The organism is Maritalea mobilis (assembly GCF_019800885.1).
Lineage (GTDB): Bacteria > Pseudomonadota > Alphaproteobacteria > Rhodobacterales > Rhodobacteraceae > Roseibacterium > Roseibacterium beibuensis.
In genome coordinates, this window is record NZ_JAHVKE010000004.1 from 18,072 (window position 1) to 39,633 (window position 21,562).

19 protein-coding genes are annotated in these 21,562 nt (G+C 64.3%); 18 read left to right on the forward strand and 1 reads right to left on the reverse strand.

Translation table 11 applies throughout. From position 1 onward, the window contains the following. Positions 1-112 precede the first annotated feature (112 nt). Genes KUV65_RS14505 through KUV65_RS14520 form a run of 4 tightly spaced genes read left to right on the forward strand, consistent with a single transcriptional unit; the run spans position 113 to position 4,974 of the window. Positions 113-1,108 (forward strand): Gfo/Idh/MocA family protein, encoded by a 996-nt coding sequence (locus KUV65_RS14505; RefSeq protein WP_222191448.1) that lies wholly within the window; start codon positions 113-115, stop codon positions 1,106-1,108. A gap of 3 nt (positions 1,109-1,111) precedes the next feature. Continuing rightward, positions 1,112-2,683, forward strand: a complete 1,572-nt coding sequence (locus tag KUV65_RS14510) for an acyl CoA:acetate/3-ketoacid CoA transferase (protein WP_222191449.1) — start codon at positions 1,112-1,114, stop codon at positions 2,681-2,683. A gap of 5 nt (positions 2,684-2,688) precedes the next feature. Continuing rightward, positions 2,689-3,447, forward strand: a complete 759-nt coding sequence (locus tag KUV65_RS14515; RefSeq protein ID WP_308124690.1) for an enoyl-CoA hydratase/isomerase family protein — start codon at positions 2,689-2,691, stop codon at positions 3,445-3,447. Positions 3,448-3,450: 3 nt separating this feature from the next. Beyond that, on the forward strand, positions 3,451-4,974 hold the full coding sequence (locus KUV65_RS14520) for an aldehyde dehydrogenase family protein (protein ID WP_222191451.1): 1,524 nt from the start codon (positions 3,451-3,453) through the stop codon (positions 4,972-4,974). Between the two features lie 2 nt (positions 4,975-4,976). On the opposite strand, the gene KUV65_RS14525 is transcribed toward KUV65_RS14520, so the two are convergent. Further along, entirely contained in the window at positions 4,977-6,026 is a 1,050-nt protein-coding gene (locus KUV65_RS14525; RefSeq protein ID WP_222191452.1) for a LacI family transcriptional regulator, read from the reverse strand. A 243-nt stretch (positions 6,027-6,269) separates the two neighbouring features. Between KUV65_RS14525 and KUV65_RS14530 the strand changes: the two genes are divergently transcribed. The 14 genes from KUV65_RS14530 (at position 6,270) to KUV65_RS14595 (ending at position 21,498) form a co-directional block, all read left to right on the forward strand. Next, positions 6,270-7,514, forward strand: a complete 1,245-nt coding sequence (locus tag KUV65_RS14530) for an ABC transporter substrate-binding protein (RefSeq protein ID WP_222191704.1) — start codon at positions 6,270-6,272, stop codon at positions 7,512-7,514. A gap of 93 nt (positions 7,515-7,607) precedes the next feature. Further along, positions 7,608-8,504, forward strand: coding sequence for a carbohydrate ABC transporter permease (locus tag KUV65_RS14535; protein WP_222191453.1), 897 nt, complete (start codon positions 7,608-7,610; stop codon positions 8,502-8,504). After that, positions 8,504-9,385, forward strand: coding sequence for a carbohydrate ABC transporter permease (locus tag KUV65_RS14540; RefSeq protein ID WP_222191454.1), 882 nt, complete (start codon positions 8,504-8,506; stop codon positions 9,383-9,385). The genes KUV65_RS14535 and KUV65_RS14540 overlap by 1 nt, the downstream gene beginning before the upstream one ends. A gap of 6 nt (positions 9,386-9,391) precedes the next feature. Next, positions 9,392-10,507 carry an ABC transporter ATP-binding protein gene (locus KUV65_RS14545; RefSeq protein WP_222191455.1) on the forward strand — a complete coding sequence of 372 codons (1,116 nt, stop codon included), beginning with the start codon at positions 9,392-9,394 and terminating at the stop codon, positions 10,505-10,507. 64 nt (positions 10,508-10,571) lie between these two features. Then, a complete protein-coding gene (locus KUV65_RS14550; protein WP_222191456.1) occupies positions 10,572-12,062 on the forward strand; it encodes a GMC oxidoreductase in 1,491 nt (496 codons plus the stop codon). Further along, entirely contained in the window at positions 12,059-12,817 is a 759-nt protein-coding gene (locus KUV65_RS14555) for a 3-ketoacyl-ACP reductase (RefSeq protein WP_222191457.1), read from the forward strand. The genes KUV65_RS14550 and KUV65_RS14555 overlap by 4 nt, the downstream gene beginning before the upstream one ends. Before the next feature lie 10 nt (positions 12,818-12,827). Then, positions 12,828-14,414 carry a GMC family oxidoreductase gene (locus KUV65_RS14560; RefSeq protein ID WP_222191458.1) on the forward strand — a complete coding sequence of 529 codons (1,587 nt, stop codon included), beginning with the start codon at positions 12,828-12,830 and terminating at the stop codon, positions 14,412-14,414. 3 nt (positions 14,415-14,417) lie between these two features. Beyond that, on the forward strand, positions 14,418-15,584 hold the full coding sequence (locus KUV65_RS14565; protein ID WP_222191459.1) for a dihydrodipicolinate synthase family protein: 1,167 nt from the start codon (positions 14,418-14,420) through the stop codon (positions 15,582-15,584). Positions 15,585-15,593: 9 nt separating this feature from the next. After that, positions 15,594-16,607, forward strand: coding sequence for a LacI family DNA-binding transcriptional regulator (locus KUV65_RS14570; protein WP_222191460.1), 1,014 nt, complete (start codon positions 15,594-15,596; stop codon positions 16,605-16,607). Continuing rightward, positions 16,604-17,836: a glycerate kinase type-2 family protein gene (locus KUV65_RS14575; RefSeq protein WP_222191461.1), complete on the forward strand. Its 1,233-nt coding sequence runs from the start codon at positions 16,604-16,606 to the stop codon at positions 17,834-17,836. Before KUV65_RS14570 ends, KUV65_RS14575 begins: the two co-directional genes overlap by 4 nt. A 3-nt stretch (positions 17,837-17,839) precedes the next feature. Next, positions 17,840-18,148, forward strand: a complete 309-nt coding sequence (locus tag KUV65_RS14580) for a Dabb family protein (RefSeq protein ID WP_222191462.1) — start codon at positions 17,840-17,842, stop codon at positions 18,146-18,148. Between the two features lie 60 nt (positions 18,149-18,208). Next, positions 18,209-19,126 carry a hypothetical protein gene (locus tag KUV65_RS14585; protein WP_222191463.1) on the forward strand — a complete coding sequence of 306 codons (918 nt, stop codon included), beginning with the start codon at positions 18,209-18,211 and terminating at the stop codon, positions 19,124-19,126. Positions 19,127-19,180: 54 nt separating this feature from the next. Continuing rightward, on the forward strand, positions 19,181-20,698 hold the full coding sequence (locus tag KUV65_RS14590; RefSeq protein WP_222191464.1) for a class I adenylate-forming enzyme family protein: 1,518 nt from the start codon (positions 19,181-19,183) through the stop codon (positions 20,696-20,698). Next, complete coding sequence (locus KUV65_RS14595; protein ID WP_222191465.1) at positions 20,695-21,498, forward strand: 3-hydroxybutyrate dehydrogenase; 804 nt, start codon at positions 20,695-20,697, stop codon at positions 21,496-21,498. The genes KUV65_RS14590 and KUV65_RS14595 overlap by 4 nt, the downstream gene beginning before the upstream one ends. Positions 21,499-21,562 lie beyond the last annotated feature (64 nt).

Here is a 21,562-nt window from a genome sequence, read left to right on the forward strand (position 1 = left end):
CACCCGAAGGTAGATGCCGGCACATCACGCGCGGCTTGACAATGAATTTGGAACGATCCAAAAAGCCAGCAAATTGGAACGATCCAATTATCCACCCGGAACGGAGGACGCCATGCGCTGGGGTTTGATCGGTGCTAGTACAATCGCATCTGAACACATGATCGGTGCCATGCGCGCCGCTGGTGGCGAGGTGGCCTCTGTCCTGAGTTCCAGTGCCGACCGCGCCGAAAGCTACGCCGCCGAGCATGATATTCCCGTGGGGGTGACCGACCTAGACGCGCTGCTCGATGGCGATATCGACGCGGTCTACATCTCGACCACCAATGAAAAGCATTTCGCGCAGGCCATGGCCGCGATTGCGGCGGGCAAGCATGTGCTGTGTGAAAAGCCGCTGGCGATGACGGTGGCCGACGCGGCGACGATGGTGCGTGCTGCCGCGGATGCGGGCCTGACCTTTGGCACGAACCACCATCTGCGCAACGCCGGCAGCCATCTGGCGATGCGGGACCTCGTGCAATCGGGCCGCATCGGCGATGTTCTGTCGGTTCGGGTGTTCCACGCTGTCCACCTGCCGCCGCACCTGCAGGGCTGGCGCATCGACAATCCCGAGGCCGGGGGCGGCGTGATCCCCGATATCGTGGTCCATGACGCCGATACCGTCCGGTTCCATCTGGGCGAGGACCCGGCCGAGGTCGTCGCGATGCAGACCGCAAGCGGCCTCGGGCAGGGGGTGGAAGACAGCGTGATGTCCGTCTGGGCGATGCCGTCCGGTGTGCAGGTGCTGACGCATGAAAGTTTCACCCACCGCTTCGCCAGCTCGGGTTTCGAGGTGCATGGCACCAAGGGCTCGATCGTTGCGAAGAACGTCATGACGCAGCGACCCGTTGGCGAGATCACCCTGCGGACCGAGGCGGGCGAAGAGGCTGTCCCTTTCGAGACGCACAACCTTTACGCGCGATCCCTTGGCCTTTTCCATGACGCGGCCAACGGCAAGGGGCGGCCCTCTGCCGATGGGGTCGATGGTGTGAAATCTCTGGCCGTGGCCGCTGCCGTGGCCAAAGCGGCCAAGAGCGGGCAGCGCACGCCCGTCGATTACCTGGGGGTCTGAGGCATGGGCAAGCTGGTCAGCCTGTCAGATGCAGCCGCGCGCATTCCGGACGACGCGGTTGTCACCGTGTCCTCATCCTCGGCGCTGGGCTGTCCCGACGCGATGCTCAAGGCCATCGGCGACCGGTTCGATGCCGAGGGGCATCCGCGCAACCTGACCACGCTGCACCCGATTGCCGCAGGCGACATGTACGGGGTCAAAGGGGTCGATCACATTGCCAAGGATGGTCTTCTGTCCACGGTCATCGGGGGCAGCTACCCGTCCGGGCCGTCCTCGCTGCCGATGCCCGAGATCTGGAAGATGGTCACCGAAGATCGCGTTGCGGCCTATAACGTGCCGTCGGGCATCATGTTCGACATGCATCGCGACGTGGCCGCGCGCCGGCCCGGCGTGTTGACCAAGGTCGGGTTGGAGACTTTTGTCGATCCGATCCGCGAAGGTTGCGCCATGAATGACACCGCGGCCGCGCGCCCCATCGTGGCGCGCGTCGAGTTCGGCGGCGAGACTTGGCTGCACTTTCCCAACATCGTGCCGGATGTGGCGATCATCCGGGCGACGACGGCGGATGAAACGGGCAACCTGACCTATGAACACGAAGGGGCATATCTCGGCGCGCTCGATCAGGCGATTGCCACACGCAACTACGGCGGCCTGGTCATCGCGCAGGTCAAACGCGTGACCGCGGCGGGCAGCCTGCGCCCGCATGACGTGCATGTGCCGGGTCACCTTGTCGATCTGATCGTGGTGGCGCCCGACCAGAAACAAACGACCGAGACGGAGTACGACCCCGCGATCTCGGGTGAGATCATGCGCCCCTGGGCAAGTTTCAGCCTCGCCGAACATGGCGTCGAGAAGGTGATCGCGCGGCGTGCCGCGATGGAGTTGCGGCGGGGCATGACCGCCAATCTCGGCTTCGGTATCTCGGCGATGGTGCCGCGTATCCTTTTGGAGGAAGGCCATGAACAGGCAGTGACATGGGCCATCGAGCAGGGCGCCGTCGGGGGCATGCCGCTCACCGGCTTCGCCTTCGGATGTGCGTCGAACGCGGATGCCTTCGTACCCAGCCCCAACCAGTTCAGCTATTTCCAGGGGGGCGGCTTTGACATGTCCTTCCTGTCCTTCCTCGAGGTGGACGTGGAGGGGAACGTCAATGTCTCGAAGCTCGGGAAAAAGCCCTACCTGACGGCGGGCTGCGGTGGGTTTGTCGATATCACGGCCCACGCCCGGAAGATCGTCTTCTCGGGGTATTTCGAAGCGGGCGCGCAACTTGAATTGTCCGACGACGGGCTGTGTGTCGGAAAACCCGGCAAGTTCACCAAGATGGTCGAGGCGGTGGAGCACGTGACCTTCGCGGGCCAGCGCGCGCTGCGGACGGGGCAGGACGTGCTTTATGTCACCGAACGTTGCGTGATGCGTCTGACCGAAAACGGCCTTGTCGCGACCGAGATCATGCCGGGCATCGACCCCGACCGCGATATCGTCACGGCCAGCGAGGGCCGTATCGCGGTGGCCGAAGATGCCACGACCATGCCGCTGTCCTTGTTGCGCGATGCGCCGATGGGGTTGTCGCTTTGAGCGCCGTGCATCTATTTATTGACGGGCCGATCGCGCGGATCGTGATCGACAACCCCGCCAAGCTGAACGCCTTCACGGTCGAGATGCTGAACCAGCTGGAGGCGCATTGCGCCACCCTGGAACGGGACCTGTCGGTGCGCGGCGTCATCCTGTGTTCCGAGGGGGGGCGCGCGTTCTGCGCCGGGGCGGACATCAAGGCCTGGGCCGCGTTGTCGCCCACCGATTTCGCCCGGCTTTGGGTGCGCGAGGGGCATCGGGTGTTCGACCGCCTGGCGCGTCTGTCGAAACCGACGATTGCCGTGATCCAGGCCCATGCGTTCGGCGGCGGGCTGGAACTGGCGATCGCTTGCGATATCCGCGTCATGGCACCCGGTGCGACCTTGGCCCTGCCCGAGGCGCAGGTGGGTATCGTGCCCGGCTGGTCCGGCACGCAACGGCTGGCCCGTCTTTTGCCGGAACCCGTGCTGAAAGAGATGGCGCTCTTCGGCAGGCGGTTGTCTGCGGAGCGCGCCCTGTCCTTGGGCTTCGTGGCCGAGGTTTCGGACGACCCGATGGCCACGGCGCAGGCCATCGCCGACGGCCTGCTCAAGGCCTCGCCCCGCGCGCATGAGGTTGCGAAATACCAGATCCACGCCGGTGTCGGAGAAGACGCCGCCGCGATGATCGAGGCGTTGGGCGGCGGCATGATCGGCGCGACGGACGACAAGGCCGAGGGCGCCGCCGCCTTTGCCGAGAAACGCAAACCAGATTTTTCCGGACGTTGAGACATGACCGACCTGACCCTGATCCCCGCCGCGCAAGCGCACCTTCCTGCTGACCCGTTCAAGGGGCGGCATCTGATCGATGGCGCGTGGACGGATAGCGCCGATGGCGCGACCTCGGACCGTTACTCGCCTGCGCATAACGTGCTGGTCAGTGTCGCGGCCAAGGGCGGCGCGGCGGAAACCGAAGCCGCGATCTCGGCTGCGCGCCGAGCCTTTGACAACGGAAACTGGTCGCGCTCCTCCGGCAAGGACCGGGCGACGCTGCTTCTGAAAGGGGCGGACCTGATCGCGCGTGATATTGACCGGATCGCCCTGATCGAGACGCTGGAAGCCGGCAAGCCGATCAGCCAAGCCAAGGCCGAGATAGAGATCGCCATCGACCTGTGGCGCTACGCGGCGTCGCTGGCCCGCACGATGAGCGGCGAAAGCCACAACTCGCTTGGACCAGACATGCTGGGCCTTGTCCTGAAAGAGCCGATCGGGGTTGCGGGCATAATCTGCCCCTGGAATTTCCCGTTCCTGATCGTCAGCCAGAAACTGCCCTTCGCCCTGGCGGCGGGGTGCACGGCGGTTGTGAAGCCTTCGGAACTCACGCCATCGAGCACGGTCATCCTCGGTGAATTGCTGGTGGAGGCTGGCCTGCCCACCGGTGTCGTCAACATCGTGCTTGGCTATGGCGATCCCGTGGGGGCGATGCTGTCGACGCATCGGGATGTGGACATGGTTTCCTTCACCGGGTCCACCGCCGTGGGTAAGCGCATCGTGGCCGCTGCCAGCGACACGCTGAAAAAGGTCTCGCTCGAACTGGGGGGCAAGAACCCGCAGGTCATCTTCCCCGATGCCGACCTCGACCAAGCCGCCGATGCCATCACGTTCGGCGTCTACTTCAATGCAGGCGAATGCTGCAATTCGGGCAGTCGCATCATCGTGCATGAAGACGTCGCCGAACAGCTTGTCGAAAAGGTCGTCGCCCTGTCGCGGAAGGTGCCGTTTGGCGATCCGCTTGACCCGCGGACGCAGGTTGGTGCGATCATTTCGACCGATCACCTCGACAAGATTGATGGCTACGTGCAGGAGGCGGCCAAATCCGGCGCCGGGATCGCGCTGGGCGGTGGTGTCCTGCGCATCGACGGTCTGGATGGCCAATTCTACCAGCCCACCGTCGTCACCGGCGTAACGCCGGATATGCCGATCGCGTTGGACGAAGTCTTTGGCCCCGTTCTTTCGGTGCTGACCTTCAAGACCGCAGATGAAGCGATCGCGCTGGCAAATTCGGCCTCCTACGGATTGTCGGCCGGCGTCTGGAGCCGTGACGTTTCGACCTGCCTCGACTTTGCCCGTCGCGTCGAGGCTGGTACGGTCTGGTCGAACACCTGGATGGACGGATATGCGGAACTGCCCTTCGGGGGCGTCAAGCAGTCCGGGCAGGGGCGCGAACTGGGGCGTTACGGTCTCGAGGAATTCCTTGAAGCGAAAACCGTGCAGCTTCGGATCGGGGATACTCGGGCAAAATGGGTGGCCGAGTGACCCTACGCGCCGCCATTCCAGTCGGGCTGACCCGGCTTGAAGAGGATATGAAGATCCTCGGGCGGCTCTCCGGCCATGCGGCGCAACAGCATTTCGGCCATGGCGCGACCTGTGGCCCTGAGGTCTTCGAAGACGGTTTCGATGCGCGGGCGGATGTTGTCGAAGATGGGCGAGGCGCGCTTGGCCACGACATCGGCGTCGATGCCCGGCGTCGCGCCGGTGTCGACCAGGGCCGCCATCGTGACCAGCGCGGTCACTTCGCCCACGCAAATGTAGCCATCGGGTGGGGTCGGGCCGCGTCGGCTTTCGCGCAGGGCCTCGGCAATTTCGGGCGTCGGGCTGTCGAGGGTGACCCCAGCGACGATTTCATGCTCGATCCCCGCGGCGCGTGCCGCCGACAGGAACCCGTAGCGCAAATGCTGGGTAAAGCTGAACCGATCCTCGGGCAGGATCAGGCTCAGCCGTCGCCGACCTTTCGTGACGAGGCGTTCGACGGCCTGCCGGGCAAAGGCTTCGTTGTCGAAATCGACCCAGGCATGGGGCGTGGTGAAATCCGTTCGGCCATGGCTGACGAAGGGAAAACCGCTCTCCATCAACAGGCGCGCGCGCGGGTCGAAGCATTCCGTTCGCGTGAACAGGATGCCGTCGGCAAGATTGTTGCGCATGATGTTGCGGACAAGGTCGAGACGGTCTTCACCGATGTCGTCGGGCACGACGGTGACGGAATATCCCGTGCCGCGCAGAACCTCGGTGATCCCGCTGAGAAACTCGTGGGTGAAGCCAAGAAATTCATGTTCGGTATTGAGCAACAGCGACACGACCTGCGTGCGGCCCGTCCGCAGGCGGCGGGCGGCCCTGTCCGGCACATAGCCAAGGCGTTCGGCGGCTTCGGCAACCGTCTTGCGGGTTTTCAGCGCGATTCGCGGATCGTCGGACAGCGCGCGCGACACCGTTGCCACGGAAAACCCGGTCGCCTGCGCAACAGTCCGCAGAGTCGGTCGTTCGGTCGGCGCCTCGATGGGCAGCGTTTGCGTCTCTGGCGGACGGGTCATGCGGGTGGCTCGCGCTCTGCGTGGTTCGGCCGCCATAATGCAGGGGAATTCAAACGTTTCAATAGACCATCTGCGCTGCGTTCGCATTGCCGCGCTGCAGAAATCCGTAATGATTATAGGCCTATGACAACTATTCCGGGGAATCCACCGAAACAATTTTCGGTTGACTTGGCCCCAAATTATAACGTTTCAATCCGTCAGTCCTAAATCGGACCTTGGTCAACAGGGAGGAACACGATGACCATGCTCAAGCAACTTCAATTCACGGCGGCCGCTGTTGCGTTGTCCACCACCGCGGTGGCAGCGCAAGAGGTCGAGGTGCTGCACTGGTGGACCTCGGGCGGTGAAGCGGCAGCCCTCAACGTCCTGCGAGAAGACCTGTCCGGGCAGGGCGTCGAATGGATGGACATGCCGGTTGCCGGTGGCGGCGGCTCGGACGCCATGACCGTGCTGCGTGCCCGCGTCACCTCGGGCAACCCGCCGACCGCCGTGCAGATGCTCGGCTTCTCCATTCAGGACTGGGCCGCCGAGGGCGTGCTTGCCAATCTCGACGAGCTGGCCGCCGAACAGAACTGGGGCGAGGTCGTGCCCGAGGCGCTGCAGCGCTTCTCGACCTATGACGGCAGCTGGGTTGCGGCGCCGGTCAACGTCCACTCCACAAACTGGGTCTGGGCCAACACCGCGCTGATGGAAGAGCTTGGCATCGAACAACCCACCACTTGGGAAGAGTTCGTCGCCGCAATGCAGACCGCGCAGGATGCCGGCTACACGGCGCTCGCCCATGGTGGTCAGGCCTGGCAGGACGCGACCATCTTCGACTCGATGGTCATGGGCGTCGGTGGCCCCGACTTCTATCAAGCCTCGATGGTCGATCTCGACCCCGAGGCGCTCGGCTCCGAAACGATGGTCGAAGCCTTCGAGCGCATGGCGACCTTGCGTGGTTTCGTCGATGACAACTTCTCGGGCCGTGACTGGAACCTCGCCACCGCGATGGTGGTCAATGGCGAAGCGCTCTTCCAGATCATGGGCGACTGGGCCAAGGGTGAATTCGTGAATGCGGGTCAGACCGCTGGCGACGAATTCCAGTGTTTCCGCGTGCCCGGCACCGAAGGCACCGTGACCTTCAACTCGGACCAGTTCGCCATGTTCGCGGTGGAAGATGCCGACGCGCAGGCCGCGCAGCTTGCCATGGCCTCGGCCGTGATGAGCCCCGAGTTCCAGATCGCCTTCAACCTCGTCAAGGGCTCGGTCCCGGCGCGTACCGACATCCCGTCGGATCAGTTCGACGCTTGTGGCCAGATGGGCATGGCGCAGCTGGCCGAAGCTGCTGCGAACGGTGCGCTCTTCGGGTCGATGGCGCATGGTCACGCCAACAACCCGTCCGTGCAGAACGCGATGTACGACGTCATCACCGCCCATTTCAACGGCGAGTATGATGCGGCCACTGCTGCCGAAGAACTGGTGACTGCCGTCGAGATCGCCCAGTAATCCTGGCGATCTCAGGGCCGGCCCCGAGTATGGGCCGGCCCGACACCGGGCCGTTTGCCCGACGCCATCCGACAGACAGGGGAGGGGGCCGCGATGGCCGCAGCCGACACACGCGCGGATTTCCGGACGCGTATGCAGAACTGGCTTCCGAAGATCGTGCTCGCGCCGTCCGTGACGCTGATGCTGATCTTCGTCTACGGGTTCATCTTCTACACGATTTACCTGAGCTTCACCGGCAGCCGCATGTTGCCGTCCTATGACTGGGTGGGTCTGCGCAATTACGAAAACCTGTTTCGCCTGTCCCATTGGGAAATCGCGATCACGAACCTTGGCATCTTCGCCTCGCTCTACATCATCATCTGCACGCTGATCGGCCTGTCGCTGGCGATTTTCCTCGACCAGAAGATCCGCGGCGAAGGGTTTCTGCGCCCGATCTACCTTTATCCGATGGCGCTCAGCTTCATCGTGACGGGTACGGCATGGAAATGGCTGCTCGACCCGGGCATCGGGATCGAGGCCACGATGCAGACCTGGGGGTTCACGGAATTCACCTTCAACTGGATCAAGGATCGCGACATGGCGATCTACACCATCGTCATCGCCGCCGTCTGGCAAACCAGCGGCTTCGTCATGGCGATGTTCCTTGCGGGGCTGCGCGGCATCGACAACGAGATCCTGAAAGCTGCGCAGATGGACGGGGCCTCGAACTGGAGCCTCTATCGTCGGATCATCATCCCGCAACTGCGTCCGGCCTTCCTGTCGGCCTTCGTGATCCTCTCCCACCTCGCCATCAAGTCTTATGACCTTGTCATCGCGATGACCGATGGCGGGCCGGGGCGCGCGACCGAATTGCCGGCGACCTTCATGTATTCCTACACCTTCACGCGCAACCAGATGGGGATCGGTGCGTCTTCCGCCGTCATCATGCTGATGACGATCGCGGCGATCATGATCCCCTATCTCTACGCCGAACTGCGGGAGAAGAAGTGATGTCCGTCGCCACGCAAGACACCGCGATCCGCACCGGGCGCGTCACCCGCACCTTCATCTACGTTTTCCTGCTCGTCTTTGCGCTGTTCTACCTGCTGCCGTTCCTGGTGATGGTGCTGAACTCGCTGAAGCCGCTGGAGGAAATCACCAGCGGCAACATGATCGCGCTGCCGCAGGACTGGACGATCGCGCCTTGGCTGTCGGCATGGTCGACGGCGCAGATCGGGGTCGAGCCGACGGGCCTGCGCCCGTATTTCTGGAACTCGATCAAGATGGTCGTGCCGGCGGTCGCCATCTCGACGGTCCTCGGCGCGCTGAACGGTTATGTCCTGACCAAATGGCGCTTCCGCTTCGACACGATCCTGTTCGGCCTGATGCTGTTTGCCTGCTTCATCCCGTTCCAGATCGTGCTGATCCCCATGGCGCGTATCCTGGGCGAGCTTGGCATCGCGGGCACGACCACGGGGCTGATCCTCGTGCACGTGGTCTATGGCCTCGGCTTCTCGACCCTCTATTTCCGCAACTACTACGCCGCCTTCCCGACCGAGTTGGTGCGGGCGGCGCAGATCGACGGGGCCGGGTTCTTCCAGATTTTCTGGCGCATCCTGTTGCCCAGTTCCGGGCCGATCATCGTGGTCTGCGTGATCTGGCAGTTCACCAACATCTGGAACGACTTCCTTTTCGGGGCGTCGTTCGCCAGCGGCGGGGCGGCGCCGATGACGGTCGCGCTCAACAACCTCGTCAACTCGTCCACGGGCGTGGCGGAATACAACGTCCACTTTGCCGGCGCGATCATGGCCGCCGGTCCCACGCTCCTCGTTTACATCGTCGCCGGTCGCTACTTCGTGCGCGGCCTCATGGCTGGCTCGGTCAAGGGATAAGCAACCATGGGTTTTCTGGATATCAATGGCGTCACCAAGGCTTACGGGGCGGTCGAGGTTCTGCACCATGTCGACATCTCGGTCGATGAGGGCGAGTTCCTGGTGCTCGTCGGCCCGTCGGGCTGTGGCAAGTCCACGCTCCTCAACATGATCGCGGGGCTGGAGGGGATCACCTCGGGCGATATCTCGATCAAGGATACCGTGATGAACGGGGTTCACCCGTCCAAGCGCAACATCGCGATGGTGTTCCAGTCCTACGCGCTCTACCCGAACATGACGGTGGGCCAGAACATCACCTTCGGGCTGGAAATGCATGGCACCCCCAAGGAGGAGCGCGAGCGCAAGATGCGCGAGGTGTCGCAACTCCTGCAGATCGAGAACCTCCTCGACCGCAAGCCGGGGCAGCTCTCGGGCGGTCAACGTCAGCGGGTTGCGATGGGCCGGGCGCTTGTGCGGGACCCGGACGTGTTCCTGTTCGACGAGCCGCTGTCGAACCTCGACGCCAAGCTGCGTGTCGACATGCGGACCGAGATCAAGAAGCTGCACCAGAAGCTGGGCACCACGATCGTCTACGTCACCCATGACCAGATCGAGGCCATGACCCTGTCGACGCGGATCGCTGTGATGAACAAGGGGTATGTGCAGCAGCTCGGCACTCCGAAGGAGATCTATGACAACCCCGCCAATGTCTTCGTCGCGACATTCATGGGATCGCCCGCGATGAACGTCCTTCCGACAAAGCTTGAGGATCGGAACGGCGCGCTTCACGCGGTGCTGAGCGGGGCCGAGGGGCAGGAGGTCATCTTGCGGATCGACGACGCGCCCGCGGCTTACGGGGCCTACAAGGGGCGCGAGGTGCTGCTTGGCATTCGCCCCGAGGCGATCACCGATCCCGAAGGTGCGGACCGCAACGCCCGGAATATCCAATCGCTGACGAATATCGTTGGCGTAACGGAACCTGCCGGGGCCGATACCTTCGTGACCATGCATGTTTCGAAACGGGATTGCATCGCGCGGATGCGTGCAGACGCGGATGTTCATCCGGGCCGGCCCTTCGAATTCGCGGTGAACATGGACAAGGCCGTGCTGTTCGATCCCGAAACCGAAAATCGTATCGGATAAAGACTGCCGCCCCTTTCCGGGGGCGGTTTGATTTGCTATTGGAACGATCCAATAAGCATGCAGATTGGGAGGTCGGCGCGTGACCGACGTGGTCATCATCGGATCGGGAATGGGGGGCGCCACGCTGGCGGCGGCACTGGCCCCAACCGGTGCGCGGATCACGATTCTCGAACGTGGCCACCAGATCCCCGACGATGCGCCGGCCCGTGACCCGTGGCGCATCTATGTGAATTCGGCCTTCCGGTCGGACGAGACATGGCTGGACGAGGCCGGGCGCCCATTCGAGCCGGGGAATTACTACAATGTCGGGGGTAACACGAAGCTCTATGGCGGGGTGCTGATCCGCTACCGCGCCGAGGACTTCGAAGAACAGCACCACGCAGGCGGCCTCTCGCCAGCGTGGCCATTTCGCTACGATGAACTGGCGCCGTGGTATGACCGGGCCGAGCAACTGTACCAAGTGCGCGGCGATGCGAGTAGCGACGCGACCGAGCCGCCGCATGGCCAGCCCTACCCGTATCCCCCCATCCCGGATGAACCGGCCGTGGCGGAGGTGCGCGCGCGCCTCGAACGCGTGGGCGTTCGGCCCTTCACCCTGCCGCTTGGCGTCGATCTGAACCGCTGGCTGGCGGGCGGTGCGACCGGCTGGGATGGCTACCCGGATACGCGATGCGGCAAGATGGATGCCGAGACCTGCGGCCTCGCCGAAGCCCTGCGGCACGAGACTGTCGAGTTGATCACCGGGGCCGAAGTGATGGGGTTGACCGTGGGCGCGGATAACAAGCGGATCGGCGAGGTCATCTACCGGAAAGACGGTGAGGAACATCGCTTGCGACCGGCCCTCGTGGCGCTTTGTGCCGGGGCAGTGCAGTCTGCCGCGTTGCTACTGCGCTCGGGCATCGCGAACAGCTCGGACCGGGTTGGGCGCTGTTTCATGAACCACAACGCAACCGCGATGATCGCCATCGACCCGCGGTTCCGGAATGATGCGATCTATCAGAAAACCTGGGGTATCAACGCCTGGTATCACTCCGATGGCGCAGGCGGCCCGCCCTTGGGCAACGTCCAGCTTTTGGGCCGTGTCACGCCGGATATTCTCAAGACGCAGGTGCCGCGTTTGCCCATGCCGCTGGCCCGGTGGGTGTCGGGCCACGCCATCGACCTCTACCTGATTTCCGAGGACCTGCCGGACCCCGAAAGCCGCGTCGTTCTGAACGGGGGCAAGGTGCAACTGCTTTGGCGCCGTTCGAACATGGCCGCGCATAAGGGGTTGGTCGCCAAAACGAAAGAGACGATGAAGAAGGCAGGGTTCCCCATCGTTCTTTCGCGCCTTTTCGACGGCCGGGTGCCGTCGCATCAATGCGGCACGGTTCGCTTGGGGGGCGATCCGCAGAACTCGGTCGTCGATCCGCAGTGCCGATCCTGGGATCATCCGAACCTTTTTGTTGCAGATGCAGGGGCCTTGCCGACCTCGGCGGCGGTTAACCCGTCGCTGACCGTGGCCGCGCTGGCGCTGCGTGCGGCGGAGACCATCAAGAAGGAGATCGCGGCATGACGCGCATGGCACTCATCACCGGGGGGCAACAAGGGATCGGCCTTGGGGTCGCGCGCGCCCTGGTGGACGCAGGCTGGCGCGTGGCGCTGGCGGCTGAATTGGCGGACGCTGCCGAGGCGGTCCGGGCGGCTCTTGCAGAGCTTGGAGAGGCGGCCAGTTACCACCAGCACGACCTGCGACAGATCGAGGACGGATCAGGCCTGATCGACGCCGTCGAACAGGCGCATGGACCCATCACCACTTTCGTATCGAATGCCGGCGTGCCAGCGATGCAGCGCGGTGACCTTTTGGAGATGACGCCCGAAAGTTTCGATCGCTGCATGGATGTGAACCTGCGCGGCGCGTTCTTTCTTGCACAAGAAGTTGCAAGGCGGATGCTCAGGGCCACGAGCGGTCCTTACCGCTCGATCCATTTCGTCACCTCGGTTAGCGCGTCCATGGTCTCAGCCGACCGTGCGGAATACTGCATCTCCAAGGCCGGGGCCTCGATGATGGCGCAAAGCTTCGCCGCCCGCCTCGCGCCAGAGGGGATCGGCGTGTTCGAGCTGCGCCCCGGCATCATCGCCACGCCCATGACCGCGCCTGTCGCCGAACGATACGATGACCGCATCGCGGGCGGTCTCGTTCCCGCTGGCCGTTGGGGGCAACCCGCAGATATCGGCGCGGTCGTGGTGCCGCTGGCCGAAGGGCGTTTCGATTTCGCAACCGGCGCCGTCATCCCGGTGGATGGCGGCCTTTCGATCCATCGTCTGTAAGGGGGCAGGGATGTCCGAAGGCTTTGATTTCATCATCATCGGTGGCGGCAGCGCCGGGAGCGTCCTGGCCGCCCGCCTGACCGAAAACCCCGATACGCGCGTCTGCCTGCTAGAGGCGGGCGGTCGCGACCTTCACCCCTTTTTCCACTTGCCTGCCGGGTTCGCCAAGATGACCAAGGGCATCGCGTCCTGGGGGTGGAACACGGTCCCGCAACGCCACATGGGCGGTAAGGTCTTTACCTACACGCAGGCCAAGGTGATCGGCGGCGGGTCCGCCATCAACGCGCAGATCTACACGCGCGGCAACGCGCAGGATTACGACGACTGGCGGCAGATGGGCTGCGAGGGCTGGGGTTACGAGGATGTCCTGCCCTATTTCCGGCGGGCCGAGGACAACGACACCTACGACAACCGGTACCACGGCAAAGGCGGGCCCTTGGGCGTATCGCAACCCGCCGCGCCCCTGCCGATTTGCGAGGCGTATTTCGAGGCCGCGAAGGCCCTCGGCATTCCGCACAACGAGGACGTGAACGGCGAGAAACAGGACGGCACCGCGTACTACCAGCTCACCCAGCGACATGCGCGACGCTCCTCCGCCGCGATGGCCTACCTGGCGCCGAACCGGAACCGGGCGAACCTCACCATCCGATATAATGCCCAGGTCCGACGTTTGATCATCGAGAATGGCCGCGCCACCGGTGTCGCGTTGATGGACGGGACGCGGCTGACCGCCGAGGGCGAAGTGATCCTGTCCTCCGGCGCCATCGGGTCGCCGCGCCTGTTGCAGCTTTCGGGCATCGGGCCTGCCGATCATCTGGCGGGGCATTGGATCGACGTGGTGTTCGACCAACCCAACGTGGGGGAGAACCTGCAAGACCATCTCGACCTTTACTGCATTTGCGAGGTGTCTGGCCCGCACACCTACGACCGCTATGCCAAGCCGCATATGTCGGTGCTGGCCGGGCTTCAGTATCTGCTGACCCGCACCGGGCCGGTGGCCTCATCGCTCTTCGAGACCGGGGGGTTCTGGTATGCCGATCCAAATGCCCGCTCGCCCGACCTGCAGTTTCACTTGGGTCTTGGCACCGGGATCGAGGCGGGCGTCGCCGCGATGCCGGATGGCGGCGTCACGCTGAATTCCTGCTATTTGCGCCCACGGTCACGCGGCACCGTGCGTCTGGCCAGCGCCGATCCTGCGAAAGCACCGCTCATCGACCCGAATTACTGCGCGGATCCGCTGGATCGCGAAATGTCGATCCGCGGGTTGAAGCTGACGCAGCAAATTCTTGCACAAGACCCCCTGAAGCCGTTCATCAAGGCCGAGCGTTTGCCGGGGCCGGACGTGAAGACCGATGAAGAGTATTTCGCCTTCATCTGCGAACACTCCAAGACCTCGCATCATTGCGCGGGCACCTGCCGGATGGGTATCGACCCCGGCGCGGTCGTTGACCCCCGCCTGCGTTTCAACGGGATCGAGGGGCTGAGGATCGTGGACAATTCGGTCATGCCCACCGTCATCTCCTCCAACACCAATGCTGCTGCGATCATGATTGGCGAAAAAGCGTCTGACATGATCCGCGAAGACCACGGGATCTGAACCATGTTGCGCCTGCCCACCTATGACGGAACGCTTCAAGATTATGCCCTGACAGGGGATCCGCTTTCGCCGCGTGCTCCGGGCGTGGCCCTGACCCGCACGGCCTTTGCCGCCGCGCATGTCATCTCGGACCCGATGGCCGAGCGGGACCCGTGGCTTGGCCGCCCCGCCGTCGATTGGGACGCGACGCTGAACTTTCGGCGCACGCTTTGGGATCAGGGCCTTGGCCTTGCCGAGGCGATGGACACGGCGCAGCGCGGGATGGGTGTCGATTGGGCCACGGCGCGGGAGTTGATTGACCGCACGATGCGGGACGCCAAGGCACACCCGCTCAAGCCCCGCGTCGCGTGCGGGGCAGGGACCGATCACAAGCCGCTGTCGGAGCTGACCGATGCAGAGGCGATCATCGCCGCCTATGCCGAGCAGATGGAGGCGATCGAGGCCGCTGGCGGGCAATTGATCCTGATGGCGACCCGCGCGCTGCCTGCGATCAAGGCGGGGCCCGAGATCTACGCATCGGTCTATGATCGCCTGATCGAGCAGGCGGCAGAGCCGGTCATCCTGCATTGGCTGGGTGACATGTTCGACCCGGCCTTGACCGGCTACTGGGGAAGTGCCGATGTGGCCCAGGCGACCGAGATCGTGCTCGACCTTATCACCCGCCACGCGGCGAAAATCGATGGCATCAAGATCAGCCTGCTGGACCAGGCGCATGAGGAAGCCTTCCGCGCCCGGCTGCCCGATGGTGTGCGCCTCTACACTGGCGATGACTTCAACTACGCCGATCTGATCGAAGGCGACGGCACGCATTATTCGCATGCGCTGCTCGGCATTTTCGCGGCCATCGCCCCCGCCGCCAGCCAGGCGCTGGAGGCGCTCGCGAAAGGGGACCGTGAAACCTACCACGCGCTTTTCGCGCCCACTGTTCCGCTCAGCCGCGAGATCTTCAAGGCGCCCACGCAGTTCTACAAGGCGGGCATCGCGTTCCTGTCATGGCTCAACGGGACGCAGCGCCATTTCATCATGCCGGCCGGGTTCCAATCGTCGCGCGAGATTACCCATTATGCTCAGGTCTATCGCCTCGCCGATCAAGCGCGGCTCCTCTCGCGCCCCGATCTTGCCGAGGCGCGGATGCGCACCCTTCTGGCCCTGCACGGGATCGACGGCTAAACAGGCCGCATGAAACGCCGCCCCACCATCATGGATGTCGCCGCCCGCGCTGGCGTATCAAAATCCACGGTCAGCCTTGTCCTGCAAGGGTCCAAGCAGGTGCGGGCGGAAACGCGTGACCTTGTGCGCCAAGCCATGGCCGAGCTGGGCTATGTCTACAACCGCGCGGCGGCCACGTTGCGCGGCTCGTCGGTCGGGCTGGTGGGCCTTGTCATCAACGATCTGCGCAACCCCTTCTTCACGGAGTTCGCGACGACCCTGCAAATGGCCCTGGCGGCCGAGGGGTATGCCACCGTGATCTCCAACTCCGACGAAGACCCTGCGCTGCAGGCCAAGCTCGTTGCGTCGATGATCGAGCATGGGGTGAACGCCGTCGTCATATCGCCCGCCTACGGGGACGGGCCCGCGACCTTCGATCAACTGGCGCGGGCGGGCATCCCGGTGCTCCAGGTCCTGCGCCAGATCGACGACCGCCTCGACCTCTTCCCCTTCTCGAGTTTCGATTATGCGACCGGCAGCGCCGAGGCGGCCCGCCATCTGATCGCGCAAGGCGCACGCCGCATCGCCTTTGTCGGCGGGCTGGAGGGGCGGGCCATTACCGTTGAACGCATGTCGGGCTATCTCGCCGAACTGGATCGTGCCGGTCTTCCTGCGCTTCAGGTGCAGGGGCGCGCCACGCGGGCCTTCGGGATCGAAATGGCGGATCATCTTCTGGCGGACCATCCCGATTGCGATGCGGCCATCTGTTTCAACGATCTGGTCGCGATGGGCCTTATGGCCGGGTTTGCCCGTGCCGGACGGCAGCCGGGCCGCGATTTCCGCCTCGTCGGGTTCGACGATATCGAGGAATGCGCACAGGTCTGGCCGCAGCTTTCCTCTGTGTCTTGCGACATCGCGGATTTCGCGAGAGAGACGGCGGGCACCCTTCTGACATGGATGAAAGAGGGACGTGTCCCACCACCCGAGCGGCGCGCGCCCGTTCATCTGGTGGCGCGTGCGTCAAGCCTTGGAGAAACCGAATGACCCCTGACTCCCTGCTCCGCCGCATGTTCGACAAAGCGGTCGAGGTGGCCGACCCGATGCAATCTCTTGCGCGCGTGCTGCCTCCGAAACCCGAGGGCCGCGTCGTGGTCGTCGGCGCGGGCAAGGCAAGCGCCCGGATGGCCGAGGCGGTCGAGGCCGAATGGGGCCCGTGCGAGGGGTTGGTGATCACGCGCTACGGGTATGCCCGCCCCTGCAAGGGGATCGAGATTGTCGAGGCTGCGCATCCCGTCCCCGATCAGGCCGGAGCGGACGCGACCCTGCGCATGCTCGCCTTGCTGGAAGGGCTGGGTGAGGATGACTTCGTTCTCGCACTGATATCGGGCGGGGCCTCGGCGCTGCTGACCGCGCCTGCCGGTGACATCACCTTGGCCGAGAAACAGGCGGTCAATGCCGGGCTGCTCGCCTCGGGGACCCCCATCGGGCAGATGAACATCCTGCGCAAGCATCTCAGCCGGGTGAAGGGCGGGCAGCTTGCGGCTGCCGCTTATCCCGCGCGCATGCTGTCGCTGATGATCTCGGACGTGCCGGGGGACGATCCCGCGTTGATCGGGTCCGGCCCGACCGTGGGCGACGCCAGCACGCCGGCCGATGCCCGCGCCATTCTGGACCGCTGGAATATCGAAGCCGCCCCGAGCGTTCATGCCGTTCTTGCCGGCGAAACGGGGGTGATCGCCCCGGGCGATCCGCGTCTGTCGAAGGTCGAAAACGCAATCTACGCGGCCCCGTCCCAGTCACTTGAAGCCGCTGCCGAGATTGCTGCCGCTGCGGGCTACGCGGTCGAAATCCTCGGCGATGCGCTGGAAGGTGAGGCACGTGAAGTTGCCGCAGAACATGCAGAACTGGCCCGTGCCGCCAAGGGGCCACAACTTCTGCTCTCAGGTGGCGAACTGACCGTCACGCGTCGCGGCGACGGCATCGGCGGCCCGAACGCGGAATATGCTCTGGCGCTCGCCGTTGCGTTGCAGGGCGCGCGCGGCATCCACGCCATTGCCTGTGATACCGATGGCGTCGACGGCGCCGCCGAGGTGGCCGGGGCCATCATCGGCCCTGATACGCTGAACAAGGCGCGCGCCGCAGGGGTGGACCCCTCCGATGCGCTGGCCAGAAACGACGCGCACAGCTTTTTCGCCGCCATCCACGATCAGGTTGTCCCCGGCCCGACATTGACCAATGTCAACGACTTCCGCGCAATCCTGATCGAAGGCTAGGTCATGCTACATCACATCGTCCTGCTGGACCCCGCCAATGCCGAGGCCGCCGACCACTTGCGCGAGGCCTGTTCGATCCTTGCCAATCTCGTCGGCGAGGTGCCGGGCATGGTGGCCTTTCACCATGGTCCCAACCGCGATTTCGAGGGCAAGTCGTCGCGCTACGCCTATGGCTTCACCGTGACCTTTACGGATCGCGACGCGCATCTCGCCTACGAACGCCACCCTGAACATATCCGCGCCGGTGAAATCCTCGTGGCGAATTCCTGCGGCGGGCATGATGGGATCTTCGTCGCCGATCTCGAAAGCTGAGGGCGAGGCTGGCCCCGCGCACCCTTTCCGGGCAAACTGCGCCGCGAGCAGAAAACCCGAATGCGCAGGACCAGCCCCGAGATGAGCACAGAGACGCTGTCGATCTTCTTCGTCGCTGACGGCGTGCGGCTGGAATGGCAAAGCTGGCTTCTGGCATCATCGCTGGCGCGCGCGCATCACGGACGGGATGACGTGCGCCTCTATGCCTACGCGAGCGAGGGGTATTTGCCCGAGGTCCATGCGGCAACGCGCGACCTGTACGAGGTCTGCGGCGTCGAACTACGACCCTTGCCGGATACGCCGAACTGGCGTGGTGACTATCCGCATGGCAACAAGCTGGTCGCAGCCAGCGACCGGCGAGACGGGGCGCGGGCGATCTTTCTCGATACCGACATGGTCTGTGCCAAGCCCCTGACGCCCATGGCCGACCTGCCAGCGCATACGGTCGCCGCCGCGCCGGAAGGATTGCCGACCTGGGGCAAGGAAAATGATCGCTGGGAGCGCGCCTACGCCCATTTCGGCCTGCCCATGCCAAAGGAACGGTTGCGGCTTCTGCGCGGGCGGAAGCTGGAATATGTGCCCTATTTCAATGCCGGGTTCGTCTGCTTTCCCGAACGATCTACCACGCAGGATGGCAAGCGGTTTGCCGATCACTGGCTCGAAACGGCGCTCGATTTCGACCACAACTGCGCCATCGGCAACAAGCGGCCCTGGCTCGACCAGATCACCCTCCCGCTGACCTTGGCGCGGTTCGGCTACGCCACCGAAGTGCTGGGCGAGACGTGGAACTATTCGCTCACCCGGCGCAAGGATTACAGCCAGACACCGGATGTCGAGATCCTGCATTATCATCGCGCGGCCTTCTTGGAGCAGGCCCCGCAATGGGCCGCGATCCTTGAAGATTTCTGGGGGCGAATGCCGACACGCCATCACGACCACGCCCATGCCTGTCTGACCGAGATGGGGCTGACGCTCTGACATCTTGCCCCTCTGCGCGCCCCGTGCTGATCTGTGCGGGGGAGGGCACATCTGATGAACATCGCGATCTGGCTTGAACGTATTGCCAAGGTGGCGGGCGGGACCCCCGCCTTGATGCTGGGCGACACGGTCGTGGCCGATTACGCTGGCTTTCATGCCCGCGCGGCGTCGCTGGCTGCGGTTTTGCAGGAAAACGGCATCCTGCCTGGCGACCGGGTCGGCATCTTCGCCAAGAACTGTCCCGACTACCTCGTCTGTTTCTACGGCATCTGGATGGCAGGTGCCGCGGCCGTGCCGATCAATGCCAAGCTTCACCCAAAGGAGGCGGCCTGGATCCTGTCCGATGGCGATGCAAAACTTTGTTTCGTGACCGAGGATCTGGGTGCCGGTCTTGCCGGCCAGACCGAATTCAGCCTGATCGACGTGGCCGGCAAGGACTTCGCCACTATGACCAGCGGACCCGCAGCGCCGCTGGTTCAGCGTGACGATACCGATCTGGCGTGGCTGTTCTACACCTCGGGTACCACTGGGAAGCCCAAGGGCGTGCAGATCACCCATGGCATGCTGGCGGCAACGTCGCTTTGCTATCCCATCGACGTGGACCCGGTCACATCCGACGACGCGGCGCTTTATGCCGCCCCGATGAGTCACGGCGCGGGCATCTACGCCCCCATCCATGTCCGCATGGGCGCGCGGCATATCGTGCCGGTCTCGGGTGGGTATGACGCGGGCGAGGTGCTGGCCCTATCCGCCGCGCATGGTCCGACCTCGATGTTCATGGCGCCGACCATGGTGCGTCGTCTGGCCGATGCCGCCAAGGCGCTGGACCTGCGCGGCGATGGTATCCGAACGATCGTTTATGGCGGCGGCCCGATGTACAACGCCGATATCGAGGAGGCGGTCGAGTGGTTCGGTCCGAAATTCGTGCAGATCTACGGGCAGGGGGAATGCCCGATGGCGATCAGCGCGCTGTCCCGGGCCGACGTCGCCGATCGAAGCCATCCGCGGTGGCGCGCGCGCCTGTCCTCGGTTGGACGGGCGCAGTCGCGGGTCGAGATCGCCATCGGCGACGGAGAGGGGGCTTTCCTGCCGCCGGGCGAGATCGGCGAGATCATGGTGCGGGGTGCGCCGGTGATGCCGGGGTACTGGCAGAACCCCGAGGCGACGGCAAAGACGCTGCGCAAAGGCTGGCTCATGACCGGTGACATGGGGCGGCTGGACGAAGACGGTTACCTGACGCTTGCCGACCGATCGAAAGACGTCATCATTTCCGGCGGCACCAACATCTACCCGCGCGAGGTCGAGGAGGTGCTTCTGACGCATCCTTCGGTGCATGAGGTTTCCGTCGTCGGCCGCCCATCCGAAGAGTGGGGCGAGGATGTCGTGGCCTTCGTGGTCACGGTTCCCGGCACGACATGCGATCAGGCGGCGCTCGATGCCCATTGCCTCGACAACATGGCGCGGTTCAAACGGCCAAAGGCCTATTTCGCTTTGACCGAGTTGCCCAAGAACAACTACGGCAAGGTCCTCAAGACCGAGCTGCGCAAACGTCTGGAGGAGGACGCGACATGACCGACCTGTCTGGAAAAACCGCCCTTGTTACCGGCTCTGTCCAGGGGATCGGCCTTGCCATTGCCGAGGCGCTGGCCGAGGCGGGCGCGCGGATCGCGGTGCATGGCATCGCAGGCGATGCGCAAATCGAGGAGGTCTGCAATCACCTGCGCGACAAGGGCGCGCCGCAGGCCGAGTTTTTCCCGGGCGACCTGCGCGACCCTGACCGCATCGACGCGCTGATGGACGCCGTTGCCGCCTGGGGCGGGGCGGATATCCTCGTGAACAACGCCGGCATCCAGCATACCGCCCCCATCGCCGAGATGCCGCGCGAGACATGGGATGCGATCCTGCAGATCAACCTTTCGTCTGCCTTCTCGACCATGCAGAAGGCCCTGCCGCGCATGGCCGAACGCGGCTATGGGCGCGTAATCAACATCGCCTCGGTCCATGGTCTTGTCGCGTCGAAGGACAAGTCGCCCTACGTCGCGGCAAAGTTCGGGCTGGTGGGGCTCAGCCGGGTGGCCGCGCTGGAATACGCGGCCTCGGGCGACAAGAAAAAAGGGGGCGTGACCGTCAACTGCATCTGCCCAGGCTGGACGGAAACCGCGATTATCGAGCCGCAGATCCAGGCGCGGGCGGGTTTGCATGGCGGTGACCGGGATCTGGGTATCGCCGATTTGTTGGCCGAGAAGCAGCCCTCGCAGCGCACCTCGGACCCGTCCGAGATCGGGGCGCTGGCGCTTTGGCTGTGCGCGCCCATCGCGCACAATGTCACCGGCACGGCCATTCCCATCGATGGCGGCTGGACGGCACAGTAGGGAGGCGGGGCCACAAGACCGGGCAAATCCGCTGGCCGCGCCTTGTTGCCGCGCAATCGGCACT